This is a genomic window from Streptomyces sp. NPDC031497, from assembly GCF_055580905.1.
This window is the reverse complement of the sequence record NZ_JBVIKO010000042.1, coordinates 22319-44978: the sequence shown is the minus strand read 5'-3', so window position 1 is coordinate 44978 and position 22660 is coordinate 22319. Positions and strand designations below refer to the sequence as shown.

17 protein-coding genes and 1 pseudogene are annotated in these 22660 nt (G+C 70.6%); 14 read left to right on the top strand and 4 right to left on the bottom strand.

What is annotated here, in order from left to right; genetic code table 11:
• The first annotated feature begins 230 nt into the window (after nucleotides 1-230).
• The 4 genes from ACZ5K7_RS45800 to serA all read left to right on the top strand — a co-directional run bounded on the left by ACZ5K7_RS45800 (nucleotide 231) and on the right by serA (nucleotide 5565).
• Nucleotides 231-2081, top strand: coding sequence for an acetolactate synthase large subunit (locus tag ACZ5K7_RS45800; protein WP_351711020.1), 1851 nt, complete (start codon nucleotides 231-233; stop codon nucleotides 2079-2081).
• A 21-nt stretch (nucleotides 2082-2102) separates the two neighbouring features.
• Nucleotides 2103-2627, top strand: coding sequence for an acetolactate synthase small subunit (ilvN, locus tag ACZ5K7_RS45795; protein ID WP_123973946.1), 525 nt, complete (start codon nucleotides 2103-2105; stop codon nucleotides 2625-2627).
• Between the two features lie 119 nt (nucleotides 2628-2746).
• On the top strand, nucleotides 2747-3745 hold the full coding sequence (gene ilvC / locus ACZ5K7_RS45790) for a ketol-acid reductoisomerase (protein WP_351711022.1): 999 nt from the start codon (nucleotides 2747-2749) through the stop codon (nucleotides 3743-3745).
• A gap of 230 nt (nucleotides 3746-3975) precedes the next feature.
• Nucleotides 3976-5565 carry a phosphoglycerate dehydrogenase gene (serA, locus tag ACZ5K7_RS45785; RefSeq protein WP_351711024.1) on the top strand — a complete coding sequence of 530 codons (1590 nt, stop codon included), beginning with the start codon at nucleotides 3976-3978 and terminating at the stop codon, nucleotides 5563-5565.
• Between the two features lie 56 nt (nucleotides 5566-5621).
• On the opposite strand, the pseudogene ACZ5K7_RS45780 reads toward serA, so the two are convergent.
• Nucleotides 5622-7182, bottom strand: a pseudogene (locus ACZ5K7_RS45780) (MFS transporter).
• 98 nt (nucleotides 7183-7280) lie between these two features.
• Here ACZ5K7_RS45780 and ACZ5K7_RS45775 point away from each other — a divergent pair.
• Both ACZ5K7_RS45775 and ACZ5K7_RS45770 read left to right on the top strand, forming a co-directional pair.
• The gene (locus ACZ5K7_RS45775) at nucleotides 7281-7856 is read left to right on the top strand and encodes a TetR/AcrR family transcriptional regulator (RefSeq protein WP_351711028.1); all 576 of its coding nucleotides are present in this window, start codon (nucleotides 7281-7283) and stop codon (nucleotides 7854-7856) included.
• 358 nt (nucleotides 7857-8214) lie between these two features.
• Nucleotides 8215-9288 carry a hypothetical protein gene (locus tag ACZ5K7_RS45770; protein ID WP_468924059.1) on the top strand — a complete coding sequence of 358 codons (1074 nt, stop codon included), beginning with the start codon at nucleotides 8215-8217 and terminating at the stop codon, nucleotides 9286-9288.
• A 7-nt stretch (nucleotides 9289-9295) separates the two neighbouring features.
• Here ACZ5K7_RS45770 and ACZ5K7_RS45765 read toward each other — a convergent pair whose 3' ends face one another.
• On the bottom strand, nucleotides 9296-10591 hold the full coding sequence (locus ACZ5K7_RS45765; RefSeq protein WP_468924056.1) for a PucR family transcriptional regulator: 1296 nt from the start codon (nucleotides 10589-10591) through the stop codon (nucleotides 9296-9298).
• Nucleotides 10592-10733: 142 nt separating this feature from the next.
• Between ACZ5K7_RS45765 and ACZ5K7_RS45760 the strand changes: the two genes are divergently transcribed.
• From ACZ5K7_RS45760 to ACZ5K7_RS45745, 4 genes are all read left to right on the top strand, one after another.
• Nucleotides 10734-11660 carry a proline dehydrogenase family protein gene (locus ACZ5K7_RS45760; protein WP_351711034.1) on the top strand — a complete coding sequence of 309 codons (927 nt, stop codon included), beginning with the start codon at nucleotides 10734-10736 and terminating at the stop codon, nucleotides 11658-11660.
• A 74-nt stretch (nucleotides 11661-11734) separates the two neighbouring features.
• A complete protein-coding gene (pruA, locus tag ACZ5K7_RS45755) occupies nucleotides 11735-13366 on the top strand; it encodes an L-glutamate gamma-semialdehyde dehydrogenase (RefSeq protein WP_351711036.1) in 1632 nt (543 codons plus the stop codon).
• Between the two features lie 105 nt (nucleotides 13367-13471).
• Nucleotides 13472-14011 carry a GNAT family N-acetyltransferase gene (locus ACZ5K7_RS45750; protein WP_351711038.1) on the top strand — a complete coding sequence of 180 codons (540 nt, stop codon included), beginning with the start codon at nucleotides 13472-13474 and terminating at the stop codon, nucleotides 14009-14011.
• 305 nt (nucleotides 14012-14316) lie between these two features.
• Nucleotides 14317-14448 carry a hypothetical protein gene (locus ACZ5K7_RS45745; RefSeq protein WP_089098576.1) on the top strand — a complete coding sequence of 44 codons (132 nt, stop codon included), beginning with the start codon at nucleotides 14317-14319 and terminating at the stop codon, nucleotides 14446-14448.
• A gap of 128 nt (nucleotides 14449-14576) precedes the next feature.
• Here the strand turns inward: ACZ5K7_RS45745 and ACZ5K7_RS45740 are convergent, their stop codons facing one another.
• Nucleotides 14577-16169 carry a purple acid phosphatase family protein gene (locus ACZ5K7_RS45740; RefSeq protein WP_468924050.1) on the bottom strand — a complete coding sequence of 531 codons (1593 nt, stop codon included), beginning with the start codon at nucleotides 16167-16169 and terminating at the stop codon, nucleotides 14577-14579.
• A gap of 132 nt (nucleotides 16170-16301) precedes the next feature.
• On the opposite strand from ACZ5K7_RS45740, the gene ACZ5K7_RS45735 reads away from it, so the two are divergent.
• The 4 genes from ACZ5K7_RS45735 to ACZ5K7_RS45720 all read left to right on the top strand — a co-directional run bounded on the left by ACZ5K7_RS45735 (nucleotide 16302) and on the right by ACZ5K7_RS45720 (nucleotide 21156).
• Complete coding sequence (locus ACZ5K7_RS45735; protein WP_468924047.1) at nucleotides 16302-17345, top strand: 3-isopropylmalate dehydrogenase; 1044 nt, start codon at nucleotides 16302-16304, stop codon at nucleotides 17343-17345.
• A 250-nt stretch (nucleotides 17346-17595) separates the two neighbouring features.
• Nucleotides 17596-18684, top strand: a complete 1089-nt coding sequence (locus tag ACZ5K7_RS45730; RefSeq protein WP_351711044.1) for a branched-chain amino acid aminotransferase — start codon at nucleotides 17596-17598, stop codon at nucleotides 18682-18684.
• A gap of 81 nt (nucleotides 18685-18765) precedes the next feature.
• Nucleotides 18766-19839, top strand: coding sequence for a hypothetical protein (locus ACZ5K7_RS45725; protein WP_468924043.1), 1074 nt, complete (start codon nucleotides 18766-18768; stop codon nucleotides 19837-19839).
• Between the two features lie 15 nt (nucleotides 19840-19854).
• Complete coding sequence (locus ACZ5K7_RS45720) at nucleotides 19855-21156, top strand: KamA family radical SAM protein (protein ID WP_351711048.1); 1302 nt, start codon at nucleotides 19855-19857, stop codon at nucleotides 21154-21156.
• Here ACZ5K7_RS45720 and ACZ5K7_RS45715 read toward each other — a convergent pair.
• On the bottom strand, nucleotides 21104-22546 hold the full coding sequence (locus ACZ5K7_RS45715; RefSeq protein ID WP_468924039.1) for a cytosine permease: 1443 nt from the start codon (nucleotides 22544-22546) through the stop codon (nucleotides 21104-21106). The two genes, ACZ5K7_RS45720 and ACZ5K7_RS45715, sit on opposite strands and share 53 nt — an antisense overlap.
• Between the last annotated feature and the right edge of the window lie 114 nt (nucleotides 22547-22660).

The window sequence follows — 22660 nt, the reverse complement described above, 5'->3', positions numbered from 1 at the left end:
GTCAGAGGGAGGGTCAGTTCCATGCGCACCCGAATTCTCGTACTTGGACAGCGCGTCGGCTGAGCTGGGAACCACCGGAGAAGGATCCGGAACCCCAGCGACCACACCGGCGCGCTCCCCTCGCTTGCCTTTTGGCACGAGGGGTTTTTTGTTGCACCAGCACCAGACGTACGGCGGCAGAAATCCGTACGAACCTCGCAAAAACCCTCAGCATCGAGAAGAGAATGCCGATGACCGAGCAGGCCCCGGGGGCCCACCATCCGCAGCCGCGGCCCCGTTCCGGAGGACAGCAGTCCGCGCCCGTCGAGCACGTCACGGGTGCGAAGTCCCTCATCCGCTCCCTCGAGGAGGTCGGCGCTGACACGGTATTCGGCATCCCCGGCGGCGCGATCCTGCCCGCCTACGACCCGCTGATGGACTCCACCCGGGTGCGCCACGTCCTGTGCCGGCACGAGCAGGGCGCCGGTCACGCGGCCACCGGCTACGCGCAGGCCACCGGCAAGGTCGGCGTCTGCATGGCGACGAGCGGCCCGGGTGCGACGAACCTGGTGACGCCGATCGCGGACGCGCACATGGACTCGGTGCCGCTCGTGGCGATCACCGGGCAGGTCGCGTCCTCCTCGATCGGCACGGACGCCTTCCAGGAGGCGGACATCGTCGGCATCACCATGCCGATCACCAAGCACAACTTCCTGGTCACCAAGGCCGAGGACATCCCCCGGGTCATCGCCCAGGCGTTCCACATCGCCTCCACCGGCCGTCCCGGCCCGGTGCTGGTCGACATCGCCAAGGACGCCCTCCAGGCGAAGACCACCTTCTCCTGGCCGCCGGTCATGGACCTGCCGGGCTACCGCCCGGTGACCAAGCCGCACGCCAAGCAGATCCGTGAGGGCGCCAAGCTGATCACCTCAGCGAAGCGGCCCGTCCTCTACGTCGGCGGCGGTGTCCTCAAGGCCGGTGCCACCGCCGAGCTGAAGGTCCTCGCCGAACTCACCGGAGCGCCCGTCACCACCACCCTGATGGCGCTCGGCGCATTCCCCGACAGCCACCCGCTGCACGTGGGAATGCCGGGTATGCACGGTGCGGTCACCGCCGTCACCGCGCTGCAGAAGGCCGACCTGATCGTCGCCCTCGGCACCCGCTTCGACGACCGCGTCACCGGCAAGCTGGACAGCTTCGCCCCGCACGCCAAGATCGTCCACGCCGACATCGACCCCGCGGAGATCGGCAAGAACCGCGCCGCCGACGTGCCGATCGTCGGGGACGCCCGCGAGGTCATCGCCGACCTGATCCAGGCGGTGCAGAAGGAGCACAGCGAGGGCCACCAGGGCGACTACACCGCCTGGTGGAAGGACCTCAACCGCTGGCGCGAGACCTACCCGCTGGGCTACGACCTGCCCGACAACGGTTCGCTCTCCCCCCAGCAGGTCATCGAGCGCGTCGGGCAGCTCGCTCCGGAGGGCACGATCTTCGCGGCGGGCGTCGGCCAGCACCAGATGTGGGCCGCGCACTACGTGCAGTACGAGAAGCCCGCCACCTGGCTGAACTCCGGCGGCGCCGGGACCATGGGCTACGCCGTCCCGGCCGCCATGGGCGCCAAGGCCGGACAGCCCGGCCGGACCGTCTGGGCGATCGACGGCGACGGCTGCTTCCAGATGACCAACCAGGAACTGACCACCTGCGCCCTGAACAACATCCCGATCAAGGTCGCCATCATCAACAACGGCGCCCTCGGGATGGTCCGCCAGTGGCAGACCCTCTTCTACAACCAGCGGTACTCCAACACGGTCCTGCACTCCGGGCCCGACGACGTCAACCCGGACGCCCGCGGCACCCGCGTCCCCGACTTCGTCAAGCTGTCGGAGGCCATGGGCTGCTACGCGATCCGCTGCGAGTCCCCGGACGACCTCGACAAGGTCATCGAGGAGGCCAACTCCGTGAATGACCGCCCGGTCGTCGTCGACTTCATCGTCCACGAGGACGCGATGGTGTGGCCGATGGTCGCCGCCGGCACCTCAAACGACGAGATCATGGCCGCCCGGGACGTCCGCCCCGACTTCGGCGACAACGAAGACGACTGAGCGAGAGAGACGTAAAAGACCATGTCCAAGCACACGCTCTCCGTTCTGGTGGAGAACAAGCCGGGCATCCTGGCCCGGATCGCCGCGCTGTTCTCCCGGCGGGGCTTCAACATCGACTCGCTGGCCGTCGGCGTCACCGAGCACCCCGACATCTCCCGCATCACGATCGTGGTGAGTGTCGAAGCCCTGCCGCTGGAGCAGGTCACCAAGCAGCTCAACAAGCTCGTCGAGGTGCTCAAGATCGTCGAGCTGGAGCCGGGTTCGGCCGTTCAGCGGGAACTCGTTCTGGTGAAGGTGCGCGCCGACAACGAGACGCGCTCCCAGATCGTCGAGATCGTCCAGCTGTTCCGCGCCAAGACCGTCGACGTCTCCCCGGAGGCCGTCACCGTCGAGGCCACCGGCAGCAGCGAGAAGCTGACCGCCATGCTCAAGATGCTGGAGCCGTTCGGCATCAAGGAGCTGGTGCAGTCCGGCACGATCGCGATCGGCCGCGGCGCCCGCTCGATCACCGACCGGTCGCTGCGCGCACTCGACCGATCTGCGTAAGGCTGGAAACGGGCGGCCGACGGCTGTCGGCCGCCCGTATGCCGAGACCCCGAGACTTCCCTTCCGCCCGCCGTCATACGGTGGGACGCACCATCCGCACACCAAGGAGAGAACCCAAAGTGGCCGAGCTGTTCTACGACGCTGACGCCGACCTGTCCATCATCCAGGGCCGCAAGGTCGCGGTCATCGGCTACGGCAGCCAGGGCCACGCCCACGCCCTGTCGCTGCGTGACTCCGGTGTCGACGTGCGTGTCGGTCTGCACGAGGGCTCCAAGTCCAAGGCGAAGGCCGAGGAGCAGGGCCTGCGCGTGGTGACCCCGGCCGAGGCCGCCGCCGAGGCCGACGTCATCATGATCCTCGTTCCGGACCCGATCCAGGCCCAGGTCTACGAGGAGCACATCGCCCCGAACCTGAACGACGGCGACGCCCTGTTCTTCGGCCACGGCCTGAACATCCGCTTCGGCTTCATCAAGCCCCCGGCCGGCGTCGACGTCTGCATGGTCGCCCCGAAGGGCCCGGGCCACCTGGTGCGCCGTCAGTACGAGGAGGGCCGCGGCGTCCCCTGCATCGTGGCCGTCGAGCAGGACGCCACCGGCAACGGCTTCGCGCTGGCCCTGTCGTACGCGAAGGGCATCGGCGGCACCCGTGCCGGCGTCATCAAGACGACCTTCACCGAGGAGACCGAGACCGACCTGTTCGGTGAGCAGGCCGTCCTGTGCGGTGGTACGGCAGCCCTGGTCAAGGCCGGTTTCGAGACCCTGGTCGAGGCCGGCTACCAGCCGGAGATCGCCTACTTCGAGTGCCTGCACGAGCTGAAGCTGATCGTGGACCTCATGTACGAGGGCGGCCTGGAGAAGATGCGCTGGTCGGTCTCCGAGACCGCCGAGTGGGGCGACTACGTCACCGGCCCGCGGATCATCACCGACGCCACCAAGGCCGAGATGAAGCAGATCCTCGCCGAGATCCAGGACGGCACCTTCGCCAACAACTGGATGGACGAGTACCACGGCGGTCTGAAGAAGTACAACGAGTACAAGAAGCAGGACTCCGAGCACCTGCTGGAGACCACCGGCAAGCAGCTGCGCAAGCTGATGTCCTGGGTCAACGAAGACGCGTGAGCCCCAGGTGACAGGGCCGGGGCGAGCCGCCCCGGCCCCGTTGTCCGCCCCGTCGAATCTCGGACGGGTGATCCTTCCGCAGAGGCGCAGGACGACCACCACCACGCCACTAGACTGCCGTACTACATACGCGTCAGGCCCACAGCGTCGTGCGTCTCCACGCGGCTAGCCAACCTCCACCGCCAGCGGCCGTCGGGACGGCCGTCCGCATTGGACTTGTGAGGACTCACGTGAGCTCGAAACCTGTCGTACTCATCGCTGAAGAGCTGTCGCCCGCCACCGTCGACGCGCTGGGCCCGGACTTCGAGATCCGGCACGCCAACGGAGCAGACCGAGCCGAGCTGCTCCCGGCCATCGCCGACGTGGACGCGATCCTGATCCGCTCCGCCACCAAGGTCGACGGCGAGGCCATCGCCGCGGCCAAGAAGCTGAAGGTCGTCGCACGAGCCGGCGTCGGCCTGGACAACGTCGACGTCTCCGCCGCCACCAAGGCCGGCGTGATGGTCGTCAACGCCCCCACCTCCAACATCGTGACCGCCGCCGAACTGGCCTGCGGTCTGCTGCTGGCCACCGCCCGCAACATCCCGCAGGCCAACTCGGCGCTGAAGAACGGCGAGTGGAAGCGCAGCAAGTACACCGGTGTCGAGCTCGCCGAGAAGACCCTCGGTGTCGTCGGACTCGGCCGCATCGGCGCCCTGGTCGCGCAGCGGATGTCCGCCTTCGGCATGAAGGTCGTGGCGTACGACCCCTACGTCCAGCCTGCCCGGGCCGCGCAGATGGGCGTCAAGGTGCTGTCGCTGGACGAGCTGCTCGAAGTCTCCGACTTCATCACCGTGCACCTGCCGAAGACCCCCGAGACGGTCGGTCTGATCGGCGACGAGGCGCTGCGCAAGGTCAAGCCGTCGGTGCGGATCGTCAATGCCGCGCGCGGTGGCATCGTCGACGAGGAGGCGCTGTACGCGGCGCTCAAGGAGGGCCGGGTCGCCGGTGCCGGCCTCGACGTCTACAGCAAGGAGCCGTGCACCGACTCCCCGCTCTTCGAGCTGGACCAGGTCGTCTGCACCCCGCACCTCGGTGCCTCCACCGACGAGGCCCAGGAGAAGGCGGGCATCGCGGTCGCCAGGTCCGTCCGCCTCGCCCTCGCGGGCGAGCTGGTCCCGGACGCGGTGAACGTCCAGGGCGGCGTCATCGCCGAGGACGTCAAGCCGGGCCTGCCGCTGGCCGAGCGCCTCGGCCGTATCTTCACCGCGCTCGCCGGTGAGGTCGCGGTCCGCCTCGACGTCGAGGTCTACGGCGAGATCACCCAGCACGACGTGAAGGTGCTGGAGCTCTCCGCGCTCAAGGGTGTCTTCGAGGACGTCGTCGCCGAGACCGTCTCCTACGTCAACGCCCCGCTGTTCGCGCAGGAGCGCGGTGTCGAGGTCCGCCTCACCACCAGCTCGGAGTCGGCCGACCACCGCAACGTCGTCACCGTGCGCGGCACCCTCGGCAGCGGCGAGGAGGTCTCGGTCTCCGGCACGCTGGCCGGCCCGAAGAACCTCCAGAAGATCGTCGCGGTCGGCGACTTCGATGTCGACCTCGCGATCGCCGACCACCTGCTGGTGCTGCGCTACGAGGACCGGCCGGGCGTCGTCGGCACCGTCGGCCGCATCCTCGGCGAGGCGGGTATCAACATCGCCGGTATGCAGGTCGCCCGGTCGATCGCGGGCGGCGAGGCGCTGGCCGTGCTGACCGTCGACGACACGGTTGCCTCCGGTGTGCTGGCCGAGGTCGAGGCGGAGATCGGGGCCACCTCGGCTCGTTCGGTGAACCTGGTCTGATCTTTTCCCACCCGTCCACCCGACTCGGTCGGCTGGAGGGCTGGACTCGTTCGTCCTCAAACGCCGGACGGGCTGACAAAGTCAGCCCGTCCGGCGTTTGCATGGTCACCTTCTCCGCAGCGTCACCCCCGCCCCCACCGCTGCCAGCGCCAGCAGCACCGCCCCCGCGATCGCCGCCCCCTGCATCCCGCCGGTGAACGCCTCCCGTGCGGTCCGCAGCAGGGTCTCTCCCGCGGGCTCCGGCAGCCGGCCCGCCGTGGCCAGCGCGCCGCCCAGCGTCTCGCGGGCCTCCGCCGGAGCCGTGGCCGGCATCCGGTGACGGTAGACGGCCGTGCCGATCGACCCCAGGACGGCCATGCCGAGCGCCCCGCCGAACTCCGTGCCGGTCTCCAGCAGTGCGGAGGCCGTGCCCGCCCGTTCCACCGGCGCGCCGGTCATCGCGAGGTCCGTCAGCTGGGACATGATCGCGACCATCCCGCAGGCGAGGACGCCGGCCCCGGTCAGCACCAGCCACAGCGAGTCGGTGCCGACGAGGGCGAGCAGGACGAACCCGCCCGCCATGGCCGTGAAGCCACCGGCGACGACGTGGCCCCGGTCGACGCCCCGCTGGACCAGCTGTGCCGTGAGCGGACCGGCGGCCCCGATGAAGACCGAGGGCAGCAGGCTCCACAGCGCGGCCTCCAGGGGGCCCTTGCCGAGCACCGCCTGCAGATACTGCGTGGTGAAGATCGCCGAGCCCATCATGGCCAGCGAGGCGACCAGGCTCAGGACCAGCGCCGGCGTGAAGCCGTGCCCCTTCAGCAGGGCCGGCGGGATCAGCGGAGAGGCGCTGGTGCGTTGGCGGTGGACGAAGAGCGCGGCGAAGAGCAGGCCGACGGTGGCCGAGACGACGTACAGCGGGTGCCAGCCCTCGGAGGGGATCTCCTTCACGCCGTAGATCACGGGGAGCACGGCGGCCATCGACAGCGGGACGCTCAGCCAGTCGAAGCGGCCGGGGGAGGGGTTCCTGGACTCGGGGAGCAGGATCGGGCCGAGCACCAGCAGCATCACCATCGCGGGCAGGTTGACCAGAAAGACCGAGCCCCACCAGAAGTGCTCCACGAGGATCCCGCTCATCACCGAGCCGAGTGCGATGCCGCCGGTCATCACGCCGGACCACAGGCCGATCGCCTTCGCGCGCTGGCCGGGGTCGGTGAACATCGTGCGCAGCAGGGCCATCGTGGACGGCATCAGGGTCGCGCCGCCGAAGCCGAGGACCGCGCGGGCGGCGATCAGGGTCCCGGCGCTGTCGGCGTACGCGGCGAGCAGCGAGGCGCCGCCGAAGGCCGCGGCGCCGATCAGCAGCAGTCGCCGGCGGCCGATGCGGTCGCCCAGCGCGCCCATCGTCATCAGCAGACCGGCCAGGACGAAGCCGTAGATGTCCAGGATCCACAGCTGCTGGGTGCCGGTCGGGCGGAGGTCGGCGCCGATCGCCGGGAGGGCGAAGTACAGGACCGAGACGTCCATGGAGACAAGGAGCAGCGGCAGCATCAGCACGCCGAGCGCGGTCCATTCGCGGCGCCCCGCACGGGAGTTGGTCTCGGGTGTGCTCGTGGTCGTGCTCGTCGGGTTCGTCATGCCAAGGAATGTACGGGCGTCTTAAACGCTTGTCTAGAACGCTTGTGTAAGTCATGCGTCTAGGACGGTTGTATGGATCCCGGGGTAGGCTGGCCGGCATGGGACACCGTGAGGATCTGCTGGAAGGCGCCAAGCGCTGCCTGCTGGAGAAGGGGTTCGCGCGGACGACGGCGCGCGACATCGTCAAGGAGTCGGGGACCAACCTCGCCTCGATCGGCTACCACTACGGCTCCAAGGACGCGCTGCTCGCGCAGGCCTACATCGCGCTGGTGGAGGAGATGTCCTTCGAGGGCGGCGACGGGGGGCTGACCGGAGCGCCCGGCTCCCTCGAACGGTTCCGTGAGGTGTGGTCGAACATCGTCGACAGCATGCGCGGGCCCGGCTCACTGTGGCGGCTCAGCGTGGAGATCGTGACGATGGGCGATCAACTGCCGGAGGTGCGCGACCAGTTGGCGCGCGCCCAGCGCGAGGGCGGCCGGGGGCTGACCTCGCTGCTGATGGGCGTACCGGAGGAGGAGGTCTCCGACGAGACCGCCGACACCCTGGGCCGCTTCTACATGACCCTGATGTCCGGCCTCATCTCCCAGTGGACCTTCGACCCGAAGACCGCGCCCGACGGCGAGGCGCTCACCGAGGGCCTGCGTCAGATCGTCGAGGCCGCGACCCGGAGCTGACCGGGCGTCAGCCGAGGGTGTACGCCCCGCAGCAGCCGGACGGCCCCGCCGGCCGGCACCGCGAGGACGAGCGGTACGGCTGCGAGGCGACCCGGCCGACGGCGTGACCCGGGACGTCCGCTCATCTCCGCCATGCCCTCCGTGTTCGCCGCGCTGCCTGATCGGGCACCCCGTGCTGCCCTGCGGGATCTGGTGTCCGCCGGCGCCGACGGCTATCGACGTATGGAGAACCGTTTCTGATCCCGGCGGAAGGTACCCCATGCACGCTCACGGCGACACCGGTGCGCGAGAGACCCGGAAGGAGCGCTCACCGGTCCGGCCGTCCGTCCGTCAGGACCGGTCGCCGTCACCCGGCCTGATGGACTTTCGGCACACGGCGGGCAACGCCGCCGTCGTGGAGATGCTCCGCCGCACCGGGCAGTCCTCCGGCCCTGACGGGCCGTCCGTGCAGCGCCAGACGGACGGGAAGGAACTGGTCATCCAGGGCGACGACGGTGCCACGACGGTCCGCTCCGCCTCCGACCTGCTGGTGTGGCTGATGAGTCACCCGACGCGTCCGGCGCCGAAGAACTACGCCGAACCCGACATCCTGCGCCGGGTGCTGGCCCGGCTGGAGACGTCCGGAGGGACCGTCGACCACGGCACGGTCTGGGCCGCGGTCCGCGCGGTCGTCGCACGGACGGTGACCACCGCCAGTAGTAGCAGTAGCAGCAGCGACAGCGACGGCGAAGGCGGGTTCTTCCGCTCCGCCCCGACCCGGCGGGACAGCGACAGCAGCAGTGACGAGGAGTCGGAGACCGCGTCCCAGACGGGCGAGGACTGGGATGCGGGGCACTGGGACACGGACGAGTACGGCATGGCGGAGCCCGCGGAGTTCCGGCGCGAGATGCCCGGGGACGACGTCGCCGAGCAGCAGCGGGCGCTGAGCCGGACGCTGTCCGGCTACCGGCTGGTGGGTTTCCACGGCACCAACGCGGAGAACGTCGGCGGCCTGATCATCGACGGCCCCGACGTGGCCCGGATCGCCACCGGCCACGGCATCGGCAAGGGCCGCGGCTTCTATGTCGCCCCGGTCGTCGGACCGCCCGGCGGGAAGTCCCCCGGCACCTCCGGAGCGAAGAAGGAGGCCAGGATGTGGGGGAAGTTCCTGGTCGCCGTCTATGTCGCCGACGATGTCCAGGTCGGGGAGCACTACGACGAATCGGACGACGGGTTCGCCTTCGAGGGCGGCGGCTCGGCCGCCGGCGAGCCGGTGATGACCTTCCACGGCTCCGACGAACTCGTGGTCCCCGAGGAGCTGTTCGGCAAGATCAAGCTGGTCCGCAACGTGGACGACGTGGCGATGCCGACGGCCCCCCGGCAGGCCGGGGCGGTCGCCTACGAGGACGGCGTCAGCGGCTACAGCAAGGCCCCGGGCAAGGGCCGCAGATAGCCGGCGGTCACAGCCGCGCCCTCTTCAGCGCCATGTGCAGCACCAGCCGGTCCTCCCCGTCGTCCAGGTCGAGTCCGGTGAGCTGCTCCACGCGGGACAGGCGGTAGTACAGGGTCTGCCGGTGGATGCCGAGGGCCGCGGCCGTCCGGCCCGCCTGGCCCGCGCAGTCCAGGTACGCCTCGGCGGTGCGGGCCAGTTCGCGGTGGGCCGGGGTGAGCAGAACGGCCACCGCCGGGTCGTGCGAGGCATCCGGCGGCAGCGCGGTCAGCAACCGGTACGGGCCGATGTGCGCCCACTCGGCGACCGGCCCGAACCGGGGCTCGGCCAGCGCGGCGCGGGTGGCCGCGGCGGCCTCCTGCCAGACCGTGCCCAGTTCGGCGAGGCCGGCCCGGGGCTCGCCCACCCCCGCGGCGCAGCCCCGCGCCGCCGCGGCCGCGCCGGTGAACCCCGCGGCGACGGCGGCGGCCGTGCGCGCCCCGGCCCCGCGTGCCGACGCCGACCGGGCCTCCTGCGCCTCCCTGAGCAGCCGCGCGGCGGCCGTCAGGGCGGGGGTGGCCGTGTCCGTGCTGCGCAGCCGGACCAGGACGGCCAGGCTGTGGCCGCTGGTCCCCCACGGCAGCGTGCACAGCGCGGTGGCGTGCGGGACCGTACGCGGGGACGGGGCGTCGTCCGGGTCGGCGGACGGCCAGGGGGCGACACAGACCATCGTGTGCGGGCCGTCCGCACGGGCGCCGAGGGCGGTACGGAACTCGGCCACCGCCATGTCCCGCTGCCAGCCGCGCTCCGCGACCAGCACCGCCCGCAGCTCCCGGCCAAGACCCGCCCCCGCCTGCGCCTCGTCCGCGAGCAGCGCGCCGATCCGCCCCGCCACCTCCATGGCGGCGGCCAGCTGGGCGTCCGTCGGACCCGGATCGTCGTCCAGGAGCCAGACATAGCCGAGGACGACACCCCGATGGCGTACCGGCAGACAGATCCTGCCCCGGTACACCCCCGCCTCCGGCGTCGGCGGGATACGGACCGGCCCGGTCGCCCGGGTGATGCCGAAGCTTTCGAACCAGGTGCGGACCGCCGCGGTGGAGCGCCGGGTCAGGATCGAGCGGGTCCGGACCGGGTCCAGCTCCGACGGATCGAGGTCGCCCTCACTGTCGTACGCCCCGAAGGCGAGCAGCTCGAAGTCCCGGTTCTCCAGGGTCGCCGGGACGCCCAGCAGCTCGGAGATCTCGTCGACCAGCTCCTGGTAGTCACCCTTGAATTCGGACGTCACCCGGGCATTCTCCCGCAATTCCCGAACGCCTTCATACATCTGTCTGAGATCTCCGGCACGGATGCGTGACAGCTGTCGATGGCTCACGATCGGAGAGATCCCTAACTTTCACGGTGGTTCTCCGTGCCGTATCCACACCGTCGGATCGCGGCCGTTCTGGCATGTGTTGTGGAGGTGCCCCGTGCTGGGTCCCGTGATTCTCGCCGCGTCGCGCAGCGACCGGATACGACGCCTTATCTCGGCGGCCCCGGTGACGAAGCAGGTCGTCGACCGCTTCATCCCCGGTGAGTCGGTCGACGACATCGTCCCGATCGTCGAGGAGCTCACCGGCCGCGGCCTGGAGCTGACCATGGACGTCGTCGGCGAGGACATCACCACCCCGGAGCAGGCCACCGCCGCCCGGGACGCCTACCTGGCACTCGTCGACCGGCTGCGCGGGCTCGGCCTCGGCGAGCGCGTCGAGATGTCGGTGAAGCTGTCGATGTTCGGACAGGCGCTGGAGGGCGGCCACGAGCTGGCCCTCGCGAACGTCCGTCCGGTCGTCGAGGCCGCCGCCGCCATCGGTACCACCGTCACCCTGGACGCCGAGGACCACACCACCCTCGACTCGATGTTCGCCATCCACGAGGAGCTGCGGAAGGACTTCCCGGAGACCGGCTGCGTCATCCAGGCCTACCTCTTCCGCACCGAGGCCGACGCCCGCCGCCTGGCCGCGGCCGGCAGCCGGGTCCGCCTGGTCAAGGGCGCCTACAAGGAGCCCGCCGAGGTCGCCTACCAGCAGAAGCACGAGATCGACAAGGCGTACGTGCGGATCCTCGGGACTCTCATGGAGGGCGAGGGGTACCCGATGGTCGGCTCCCACGACCCGCGCCTCATCTCCATAGCCCAGGAACTCGCCCGGCGCGCCGGGCGCAAGCCCGACGAGTACGAGTTCCAGATGCTGTACGGCATCCGGAGCGACGAGCACCTGCGGCTTGCCGCCGAGGGCCACCGGATGCGTGTCTACACCGCCTACGGCACCGACTGGTACGGCTACTTCATGCGGAGGCTCGCGGAGAAGCCGGCGAACCTGCGCTTCTTCGTCCGCTCCATGCTCAGCAAGGGCTGAGGCGTACCCTTCCCGCCCGCCCTTCTCCCGCCCGCCCGGCAACACCCGCTCACGTACAAGGAGCTACGGATCTCATGGACGCTGTGACCCAGGTCCCCACCCCCGTCAACGAGCCGGTGCACGGCTACGCCCCCGGCTCGCCCGAGCGCGCCCGCCTGGAGGCCAAGCTCAAGGAGCTGGCCGACAACCCCATCGAGCTGCCGATGACCATCGGTGGCGAGAAGCGGCTCGGCGGCGGCGAGCAGTTCCAGGTCGTGCAGCCGCACCACCACAAGTCCGTCATCGGCACCGGCCGGCACGCCACCCAGCAGGACGCCCGGGACGCGATCGACGCGGCCCTCGCCGCCGCGCCCGCCTGGCGCGCGATGTCCTTCGACGACCGCGCGGCCATCATCCTGCGCGCCGCCGAACTGCTCTCCGGCCCCTGGCGCGAGACCATCGCCGCCTCCACCATGCTCGGCCAGTCCAAGACCGCCCAGCAGGCCGAGATCGACAGCCCCTGCGAACTGGTCGACTTCTGGCGGTTCAACGTCCACTACGCCCGGCAGATCCTCGCCGAGCAGCCCCCGGCCAACTCCCCGGGCGTCTGGAACCGGATGGACCACCGCCCGCTGGAGGGCTTCGTCTACGCGATCACGCCGTTCAACTTCAGCGCGATCGCGGCCAACCTGCCCACCGCGCCGGCGCTGATGGGCAACGTGGTCGTGTGGAAGCCGTCGCCGACCCAGACCCACGCGGCCGTCCTGCTGATGCGCCTGCTGGAGGAGGCCGGGCTGCCCAAGGGCGTCATCAACCTCGTCACCGGTGACGGTATCGAGGTCTCCAAGGTCGCCCTCGTCCACCGCGACCTCGCCGGCATCCACTTCACCGGCTCCACCAAGACCTTCCAGCACCTGTGGAAGACGGTCGGCAACAACATCGAGAAGTACCGCACTTACCCGCGCCTGGTCGGCGAGACCGGCGGCAAGGACTTCGTGGTCGCCCACCCGTCGGCCGACCGCGCGGTCCTCAAGACCGCCCTGACCCGCGGTGCCTTCGAGTACCAGGGCCAGAAGTGCTCGGCGACCTCCCGCGCCTACATCCCGGCGTCCATCTGGAACTCCGGCTTCAAGGAGGAGTTCGCCGCCGAGGTCGAGTACCTCACCATGGGTGACGTCACCGACCTGTCGAACTTCATCGGCGCCGTGATCGACGACCGTGCCTTCGCCAAGAACAAGGCCGCGATCGACCGCGCCAAGGAGGACCCGACCTGCACGATCGTCGCGGGCGGCTCCTACGACGACTCGGTCGGCTACTTCGTCCGCCCGACCGTCGTCGAGTGCTCCGACCCGGAGAACGAGGTCTTCCGCACCGAGTACTTCGGCCCGTTCCTCGCCGTGCACGTCTACGAGGACGACCGGTACGACGAGATGCTGACCCAGATGGAGTCGGTGTCCGAGTACGCGCTCACCGGCTCGGTCATCGCCGGCGACCGCGCGGCGGCGGCGTACACGATGGAGAAGCTGCGGTACGCGGCCGGCAACTTCTACATCAACGACAAGTCGACCGGCGCCGTCGTCGGCCAGCAGCCCTTCGGCGGCGGCCGTGCCTCCGGCACCAACGACAAGGCCGGCGCCCCGCAGAACCTGCTGCGCTGGACGCTGACCCGCGCGATCAAGGAGACCCTGGTCGCGCCGACCGACTACTCCTACCCGCACATGGGCTGACCCACGGCCCACCCGAGCACGGGCCGGGAAGCCTGACCCACGAGCAGGCTTCCCGGCCCGTTCCCATGTGCGGGCCGACCGGACGTCCCGTACGACACTTGGGCCATGTCTCTCCGTGTCGCTCATACCGCCGATCTCGGTCCCGCCGACCTCCGGGCCGCCCGCGGCCTGCTCCACGACGCGTTCGGCGGGGACTTCGCCGACAGCGACTGGGAGCACGGTCTGGGCGGCCTGCACGCCCTCGTCCACGACGACGAGGGGCTCGCCGCCCACGGCTCGGTCGTCATGCGCCGGGCCAGGCACCGCGGCCGCTGGCTGCGCGTCGGCTATGTCGAGGCCGTCGGCGTCCGGCCCGACGCCCGCCGCCGGGGTCTGGGCGGCCAGGTGCTGGCGGCCCTTGAGGGAATCGTCGAGCGGGCGTACGACTTCGGTGCGCTGTCCGCCAGCGAGGACGGCGCCCGGCTCTACACCGCCCGGGGCTGGGGGCGTTGGGCCGGTCCGGTCTGCGCGGTCTCCCCGGCGGAGGGGATCGTGCGCCTGCCGGACGAGGAGGGGGACGTGTACGTGTGGCCCGGCCTCGCCGGGGACGTCCTCGACCCCGCCCACGAGCTGGTCTTCGACTGGCGGGACGGCGATGTCATGTAACCCGTCCGTCTCCTGGGTGACATCCGTCCCGGTGGTCCCATCCGCCCCAGCTGTCAAAAGCCCAGCTCACAGCCGTCTGCCCCGGTGCGCCGTCTCAGATAGTAGGAAGCCCAAGTAATTGTGCAGACAGAAGCGGGCCGCTCCCTTACTTTTGTAGGAGCCGAACGTCTCGCTCGATCAAGCGAATGGCGGTCGTGAGCCGGGCACCGTGCAGGCAACCCCTGCGGCACCGCGCTCCCCGCCCCTTCCGGCGTCTCGTAACCCCCCATTGCCGTACTCCATGTATGTCGAAGGAGTCGATTCCCATGGCCGAGACGACCGTCCGCCGCCGCGTCCGCCACGTGTCCCGGACCAGCGAGTCCGAGCGCAAGAACGCCGCCGCCGCCCTCCAGCGCGCCCTCGACCGCCGCGACAACGGCGGCGAGACCGGCCACTGAACCCACCTGGGAAGCGCCGGTAACACGTGTAACACCCCCTTGACCGGGAGCCGCACCCGCACGGAGTACGGCGCGGCCGGGACAGCCGCGCCGTACTCCGGGGACGCGCCTCGGGACGTACTCCCGTGTCAGCCGCCCCGCCGTATCTCGAAGTGGTCGATCCGCGCCCCGCTCTGCGCCAGCGCCGACACCCTCAGCCTCGGGGTGGTACCCGCCTCCGCCTCGACCTTGAGGAAGGAGAAGCCGGTGTACCGCACCCGCGACCACTCCACGGTCTCCGCCACGTTGTGCTGCCCCTCGGTCCAGTGGAAGCTGCGCACCGCCCCGTGCCGGGTGACGTGCCCCTCGTAGCTGTCCCTGACCCCGGACGGGAACGAGTAGAGGTCCCGCCCGCCGCCGCCCGCCGTGACGTACACGATCCCGTCCCGGGTCGGGTCGGTCGAGCCGCCGACCGGGACCGCACGGCCGACCCCGCCGCCCTGCACCGCGTCCGTGCGCTCGTAGACGTGGTTGTGCCCGTTGACGACCAGGTCCACCTGGTACTTGGTGAACAGCGGCTGCCAGGCCGCCCGGATCCCGCCGTCGGAGGCGTGCGCGGACGTCGAGTACGCGCAGTGGTGGAAGAAGACGACCACGAAGTCCACGCCCGGCGCCGCCCGCAGCTCCTTCAGCTTCTTCTCCAGCCACGCCGTCTGCCGGCCGCCGCTGTAGCCGAGGTTGGCGGGGATCTCGTACGACACGTCGTTGGCGTCCAGCGCCACGAAGCCGACGTTGCCGTAGGTGAACGCGTACACGCCCGGCGCGCCGTGCGGGTCGAAGCCGTTGTCGGGAAGGGCGAAGCGGGCGTACTGGCCGCCGTAGCCGTCGGGGGAGTACCAGGCCTCCATGTCGTGGTTGCCGGTCGTCACCATCCACGGGACCGACCGCGCCACCGGGTCGTTCTGGCGCAGGAACCGGTCCCACTCCCGGGCGTCGTAGCCGTCCGAGGTACGGCCGGAGCCGTTGCCGTCCGCGTAGCAGATGTCGCCGGCGTGCAGGTGGAAGGCCGGGTTCTGCTTCAGCAGCGCGTTGTCGTTGGCCCTGCCGGCCTGGCTGACGCCCTGGTCGCCGAAGGCCGTGAACACGAACTTCTCCGGGCGTGCGGGCGCGGTGCGGAAAGAGGCGATGGTGGCGCGGTGGTGGGGGGCGGCCGGGTCCCAGCCCTCGCGGCCGACGCCGTAGTAGTACGTCGTACCGGGGGTGAGGCCGTCCAGGGCCGCGTGCACGTAGTACTGCTCGACCACCGGGCGCACCCCCCGCACCCCGGGTGTGTGCAGATGCCGGATCTCGGCGCCGACCCGCCGGCCCAGGTCGTCGGGGCGCGTCCCGATCCGCACGAACGGCTTCCGCACCGCGAACGGCACCTGCCAGGAGATCCGCATCCGCGTCCTCGGGTCGGCGCCGAAGGCGAGATGGCGGCCGAACGGCACGACGGCCGCGCCCCGGATCGCCGAGGTGGCCGGCGCTGGGTCCGCCGACTTCTTCGCACAGCCGGCGACCAGACTGCCGCCCGCCATGGTGCCCGCCACCGCGCCCGCCGTCACCAGGGTGCGGCGGCTCACCAGCCGGCCGCGCAGGTACTCGTACTGCTCGGCCATGCTCATCCGGGCGGCGAGCCGTGGCGGAATGCCGAAGTCGGGGACGGGGGGTCCGGGGGGTGTCCCCCTGGAAGGTGCAGTCATAGGGGGGAACGTGCCCAGCGCAGGCCAACACCGGTCACACGTACGGGTGAACGCCAGTTGACGGAACGACGCGCGGTGTCCGTATGGCGGACAGATCGTGTCATCCCATGGGACGGGGAGTAGGGTGCCGACATGTCTCGCAGCATCGATCTCGCAGTGATCCCCGGTGACGGCATCGGGCAGGAAGTCGTGGCCGAAGGCCTCAAGGTCCTCTCCGCCGTCCTCCCGGAGGACGTGAAGCTGGAGACCAAGGAGTACGACTTCGGCGCTCAGCGGTACCACGCCACCGGTGAGACCCTCACCGACGCCGACCTCGACGCGCTGAAGAACCACGACGTCATCCTGCTGGGCGCGATCGGCGACCCCAGCGTCCCCTCCGGCGTCCTGGAGCGCGGCTTCCTGCTCAAGCTCCGCTTCGCCTTCGACCACCACGTCAACCTGCGTCCGTCGAAGCTGCTCCCGGGTGTCGCCACCCCGCTGGCGGGCGAGCCGCAGATCGACTTCGTCGTGGTCCGCGAGGGCACCGAGGGCCCGTACACCGGCAACGGCGGCACCATCCGCAAGGGCACCGAGCACGAGGTCGCCACCGAGGTGTCCGTCAACACGGCCTACGGCGTGGAGCGGGTCGTCCGGGACGCCTTCGCCCGCGCCCAGGCCCGCCCGCGCAAGAAGATCACGCTGGTCCACAAGAACAACGTGCTGACCTTCGCCGGGCACCTGTGGACGAACGTCTTCAACCGGGTTGCCGAGGAGTTCCCCGAGGTCACCACGGACTACATCCACGTGGACGCGGCCACCATCTACCTGGTGACCGACCCCGGCCGGTTCGACGTCATCGTCACCGACAACCTCTTCGGCGACATCATCACCGACCTCGCCGCGGCCGTCTCCGGCGGCATCGGCGTCGCCGCGAGCGGGAACATCAACCCGTCCGGCGAGTTCCCCTCGATGTTCGAGCCGGTCCACGGTTCCGCGCCCGACATCGCCGGCCAGGGCAAGGCCGACCCCACCGCCACGGTCCTGTCCGTCGCCCTGCTGCTCCGCCACCTCGGCTACGAGGCCGAGGCCGCCCGCATCGACGAGGCCGTCACCGCCGACCTCACCGAACGTCAGGGCAAGCCCGCCCGCTCCACCTCGGAGATCGGCGACGCGCTCGCCGTACGAGTAGCCGGCTGACCCGCCGCGCCGCCGATCACTTCGAAGCCGCCGGGTCGCACACGCGCCCGGCGGCTTCCCCCTGTCCGCCGCCGGGTGCCACCATCAACCCCGGGTCCGCATTCACCCCGATTCCGTTCATCCCGGCCCCCGCGCGATAATCGAACGCGGAGCCGCGCTGTGAGGGAATGCTCGGACGTCCAACCACTGGACACCGGCGTACGGGCGTGAGCGCGGCCCATCACTACAACCGGTGAAGGACTAACCACTCATGACGACGCCCACGATCGAGCTCAAGCCGTCCGCGCACCCGCTCGCCGCCGCCGAGCGCGAGGCGATCCTGGCCAGCCCCGGATTCGGCCGCCACTTCACCGACCACATGGTGACGATCAAGTGGACCGAAGGCCGCGGCTGGCACGACGGCCAGCTCGTCCCGTACGCGCCGATCCCCCTCGACCCGGCGACCAACGTCCTGCACTACGCCCAGGAGATCTTCGAGGGCCTGAAGGCCTACCGCCACCCGGACGGCTCGGTCGCCACCTTCCGCCCCGACCAGAACGCCAAGCGCTTCCAGCGCTCCGCCCGCCGGCTCGCCATGCCCGAGCTGCCGGTGGAGACCTTCATCGAGGCCTGTGACCTGCTCGTCCAGCAGGACAAGGACTGGGTCCCGGCCCACGGCGGCGAGGAATCCCTCTACCTGCGCCCCTTCATGATCGCCACCGAGGTCGGCCTGGGCGTCAAGCCGGCCAACGAGTACCTCTTCCTGGTCATCGCCTCCCCGGCCGGCGCCTACTTCCCCGGCGGGGTCAAGCCGGTCTCCATCTGGGCCTCCGAGGACCGGGTCCGCGCCGTCCCCGGCGGCATGGGCGACGCCAAGACCGGCGGCAACTACGCGGCCTCCCTGCTCGCCCAGGCCGAGGCCGCCGCGCAGGGCTGCGACCAGGTCTGCTACCTCGACGCGGTCGAGCACAAGTGGGTCGAGGAACTCGGCGGCATGAACCTGTACTTCGTCTACGGAGACAAGATCGTCACGCCGACCCTCAGCGGCTCGATCCTCGAAGGCGTCACGCGTGACTCCCTCCTCACGGTCGCCCGTGACCTCGGCTACGAGTCCGAGGAGGCCCGGGTCTCCATCGAGCAGTGGCAGCGCGACTCGGAGAACGGCACCCTCACCGAGGTCTTCGCCTGCGGCACGGCGGCCGTGATCACTCCGGTCGGCACGGTCAAGCGCAGCGGCGCCGAGTGGCGGCAGTCGGGCGGCGAGCCGGGCGAGGTGACCATGAGGCTCCGCGAGGCGCTTCTCGACATCCAGCGCGGCAAGGTGGCCGACAAGCACGGCTGGATGCACGAGCTCGGCTGACCGGTCCCCGGCCGTCCGTTCGACGCGTATCGCCTCCCCCGTACGGGTATCACCTCACTCCACACGGGGGAGGGAACACGCGTGAGCGGACGGTCGCCGATGCCACGGCTGCGCTGGCTGATGCGGACCTTACGGACACCGCGCCGCCCGCAGAGCCTCACCGTGCTCGGACTGCTCACCGCCGTCGCGGCCGTGCTGCTGTGGCGGGCCTCGACGATGGACAACTACGGGCAGAACCTCGCCCTCAACCTCGGTACCGACATCGTCGGCGTGGTCGTCACCGTCTTCGTCATCGGCCCGCTGATATCCCGGGCCCAGGAGGGCCGCGTCCGCGAGCACACCCGCCTCGACTACGAGTGGTTCGCCGCCCAGGTGTACGGCTCGACGTCCAACGTGAAGGTCCTCGACACCTTCTCCAACCTGTTCGGCCCGCAGTTCTCCGAGCGTCTCTTCCGCGGCGTCAGATCCGCCACCGCGAGCGGCGCCCGCGTCCAGATCCTGCTGCTCGACCCCGACTCCCTCGCCGTCATCCTGCGCGGCCGCGAACTGGGCGAGCAGAGCGCCGACATCCGCCGCGACATCATGCGCAACCTGCGCACCCTGGACGCCTTCGCCCGCCGCCTGGACGACACCTCCCGGCATCTGCTGGAGGTACGGCTGTGCTCGACCTCCCCCGGCGTCACCCTCTACCGCTGGGACGAGCGCTGCCTGGTCTCCTTCCTGACCGTCGGCCGGCTCTCCGGCGAGGGCGTCCAGCTGGAGGTCGCGGTCCGCTCCCCGCTCGGCACCTTCGTTGAGCAGCGCTTCGACGAACTGTGGGAGCAGGGCAAGCCGATGGAACGCTTCACCAGGCTCCCCGTCACCCTGGTCGACGCCACCGACGGGAGACGGGAGTTCGTCTGCCGCTTCGTCTTCCTCGACGACCGCCTGTACGTCGCCGCGCCCGACCTCGTCACCTATCTGGCCCGCCGCCGACTGGACCAACTCAGCGCGTACAGCGAGGCGCTGACCGGGACCGGGCCGCACGAGGTGATCGTCGTGGACGACGAGAGCGAGCTGCACCGGCGGCTCATCCACCACTTCGGGGAGAAGTACGATGCGCACGCGGCCGCCTTCGTGGAGTTGCGGCCGTCCACGGTCCTGGTCACGGAATAGAGGGCCCCGCCACACATGTGTTCAGCGCACCACCCCCGTTTCCGCGCCTTCACGCCCCGCGACCTGGACGGCCTGCTGCGGCGGGTCTCCCTGACGGACGATCAGCGGCTGGCGATGCGGGCGGTCTCCTCGGTCCTGCCGTTCCGCACCAACGCCTATGTCGTCGACGAGCTGATCGACTGGTCGGCGGTGCCCGAGGACCCGGTCTTCCGGCTGACCTTCCCGCAGTCCGGGATGCTGCCCGGGCCCGACGTCCGCCGGATGGCCGGCCTGCTGGCCCGTCAGGCGCCCCGGGCCGAGGTCCAGCGCGCCGCCCACGAGATCCGGATGCGGCTCAACCCGCACCCCTCGGGCCAGCTCGACGCCAACGTCCCCGTGCACGAGGGCCGCCGCCTCACCGGCCTCCAGCACAAGTACCCGGAGACCGTGCTGGTCTTCCCGCGCCAGGGCCAGACCTGCCACGCCTACTGCACCTACTGCTTCCGCTGGCCGCAGTTCGTCGGCGAGGCCGACCTGCGCATCGCCACCGACGACATCGCGGCCACGACCGCCTATCTGCGCGCCCACCCCGAGGTGAGCAGCGCCCTGATCACGGGCGGCGACCCCCTGGTCATGAGCACCGACGTGCTGCGCCGCTACGTCGAACCCCTCCTGGAGACCGACACGGTCCGCTCGGTGCGCATCGGCACCAAGTCGCTCGCCTTCTGGCCGTACCGCTTCACCACCGACCGTGACGCCGACGACCTGCTCCGCCTCTTCGAGCAGGTGGTGGCGAGTGGCCGGCACCTCGCGCTGATGGCCCACTTCACGCATCCGCAGGAGCTGCGCCCGCCGGTTGTACGGGAGGCCATGCGCCGGGTCCGGGACACCGGTGCCGTGATCCGCTGCCAGGGGCCGCTGGTGGCCGGGATCAACGACAGCGCGGCGGCCTGGGCCGAGCTGTGGGAGGAGACGACCACGCTGGGCGCGGTCCCGTACTACCAGTTCGTGGAGCGGGACACCGGCCCCCAGGGCTACTTCGCCGTCCCCCTGGCCCGCGGCCACGCGGTCTTCCGGGACGCCTACGCCCGCGTCTCCGGCCTCGCCCGTACCGTCCGCGGCCCGGTCATGTCGGCGATGCCCGGCAAGGTCTGCGTGGACGGCGTCGCCGAGGTGAACGGCGAGAAGGTCTTCGTCCTGCACCTGATCCAGGCCCGCGACCCTGACCTGGTGGACCGCCCGTTCTTCGCCGCCTACGACGAGGGCGCCACCTGGTTCACCGACCTCAAACCGGCGTTCGGGGCGAGCGAGTTCCTGCCGGGGCTGGGGCCGGGCTGACCGGCACGACCGGACGGCGAGCCGTGAGCGCCAGGTAGACCAGGCCGCCGGTCAGGCCCGACAGCAGGAAGGAACAGTCCACCCCGCCCGTCAGTGACAGCAGCGGGCCCTCGTACGACGGGAGTGAGACCGCCAGCAGGCCGACTCCGGCGCCCAGGGTCCAGGAGACGACGGCCCGGATGTTCCAGCCGGCCCGGTACCAGTAGATCCCGCCGTGCGAGCGGCGGTTGAAGACCTGGAGGGCGTCCGCGTCGTACCGGCCCCGGCAGCGGACGAAGCCGATGAGCGTGATGACCGCCCAGGGGGTGCCGATCGCCGTCAGCAGGAGCACGAAGGACGTCATCGCGGACTGCGCGTTCCAGGCGTAGTGGCCGACGAAGACGCAGGCCGTGGCGACGATCGCGACCGTGTAGGTGGCGCGGGCGCGGGACGCGCGGGGCAGGATCGCGTCCAGGTCCAGGCCCATCGAGTACAGCATCAGGCCCGCGTTGCCGACCGAGCCCGCGGAGGCGGAGAGCAGCAGCGGGACCAGGTACCAGGCGGGGGAGGCCGACACCAGCGGGCCCGCGTACTCCGTCGCCGCCCGCGCCGCGTACGCGGTGAACGTGCCGAACAGCTGCGGCACCAGCAGGCCCAGGACCAGACCCAGCCAGGTCGCGTGCAGGACCCGGCGGGAGGAGTGCCGGGCGGGGGAGATGTAGCGCGTGTAGTCGCCGAGGAGGGTGATGAAGGCGACCGGGCCCGACAGCCCCGCCGCGACCGCCGCCAGACACCAGGTCGGCCAGAAGCCGCCCAGCAGATAGCCGCCCGCCTCCGGAAGCGGAGAGGTGGTGAAGTGCGGGGCGTAGGCGAAGATCCCGAGGATCAGGAGGGCCGTCATGCCGATGGCGAGGACCTTGGACATGGCGAGCAGGACGCGGTAGCCGTAGACCGCGCCCGCCACCGTCGCCGCCGCGAGCACCGCGTAGACCACGGCGTACGACACCCCGTCCGCGGGCAGTCCGAACAGCCGGCCCAGCACGCTCACCATGACGTCGCCGCCGATCCACACGGTCAGCGCGGTGTAGCCGAGGGCAAGGAGCAGGCCCACCACCGAGCCGACCAGCCGCCCGCGCACCCCGAACTGGGCGCCGGAGGAGGTGGAGAGATTGGTGCCGGTGCGCAGCGAGACCAGGGCCAGCGGGGCCGTGAACACCGTGCCGACCAGCGTGCCCGCCACGACCGCGCTCACCGACGCCCACCAGCCGAGCCCGAAGGACGGCGGCAGCCAGCCGAAGATGATCACGCCGAGGCAGAGGTTGGAGCCGAGCAGGATCGAGACCAGGTCCTTGGGCCCGCTGGTGCGTTCCTCGTCCGGGATGGTGTCGACTCCGCGCTGTTCTATCGGCATGGCTGGTCTCCTTCGACGGCCACCTGAGACGTATGGCTGAGAGTTAGAGCGACGTTCAATGTGGGTGACCAGGCGGTTGATGTCAATGGTTCCCTTCTCGTAATCCGGCATTTA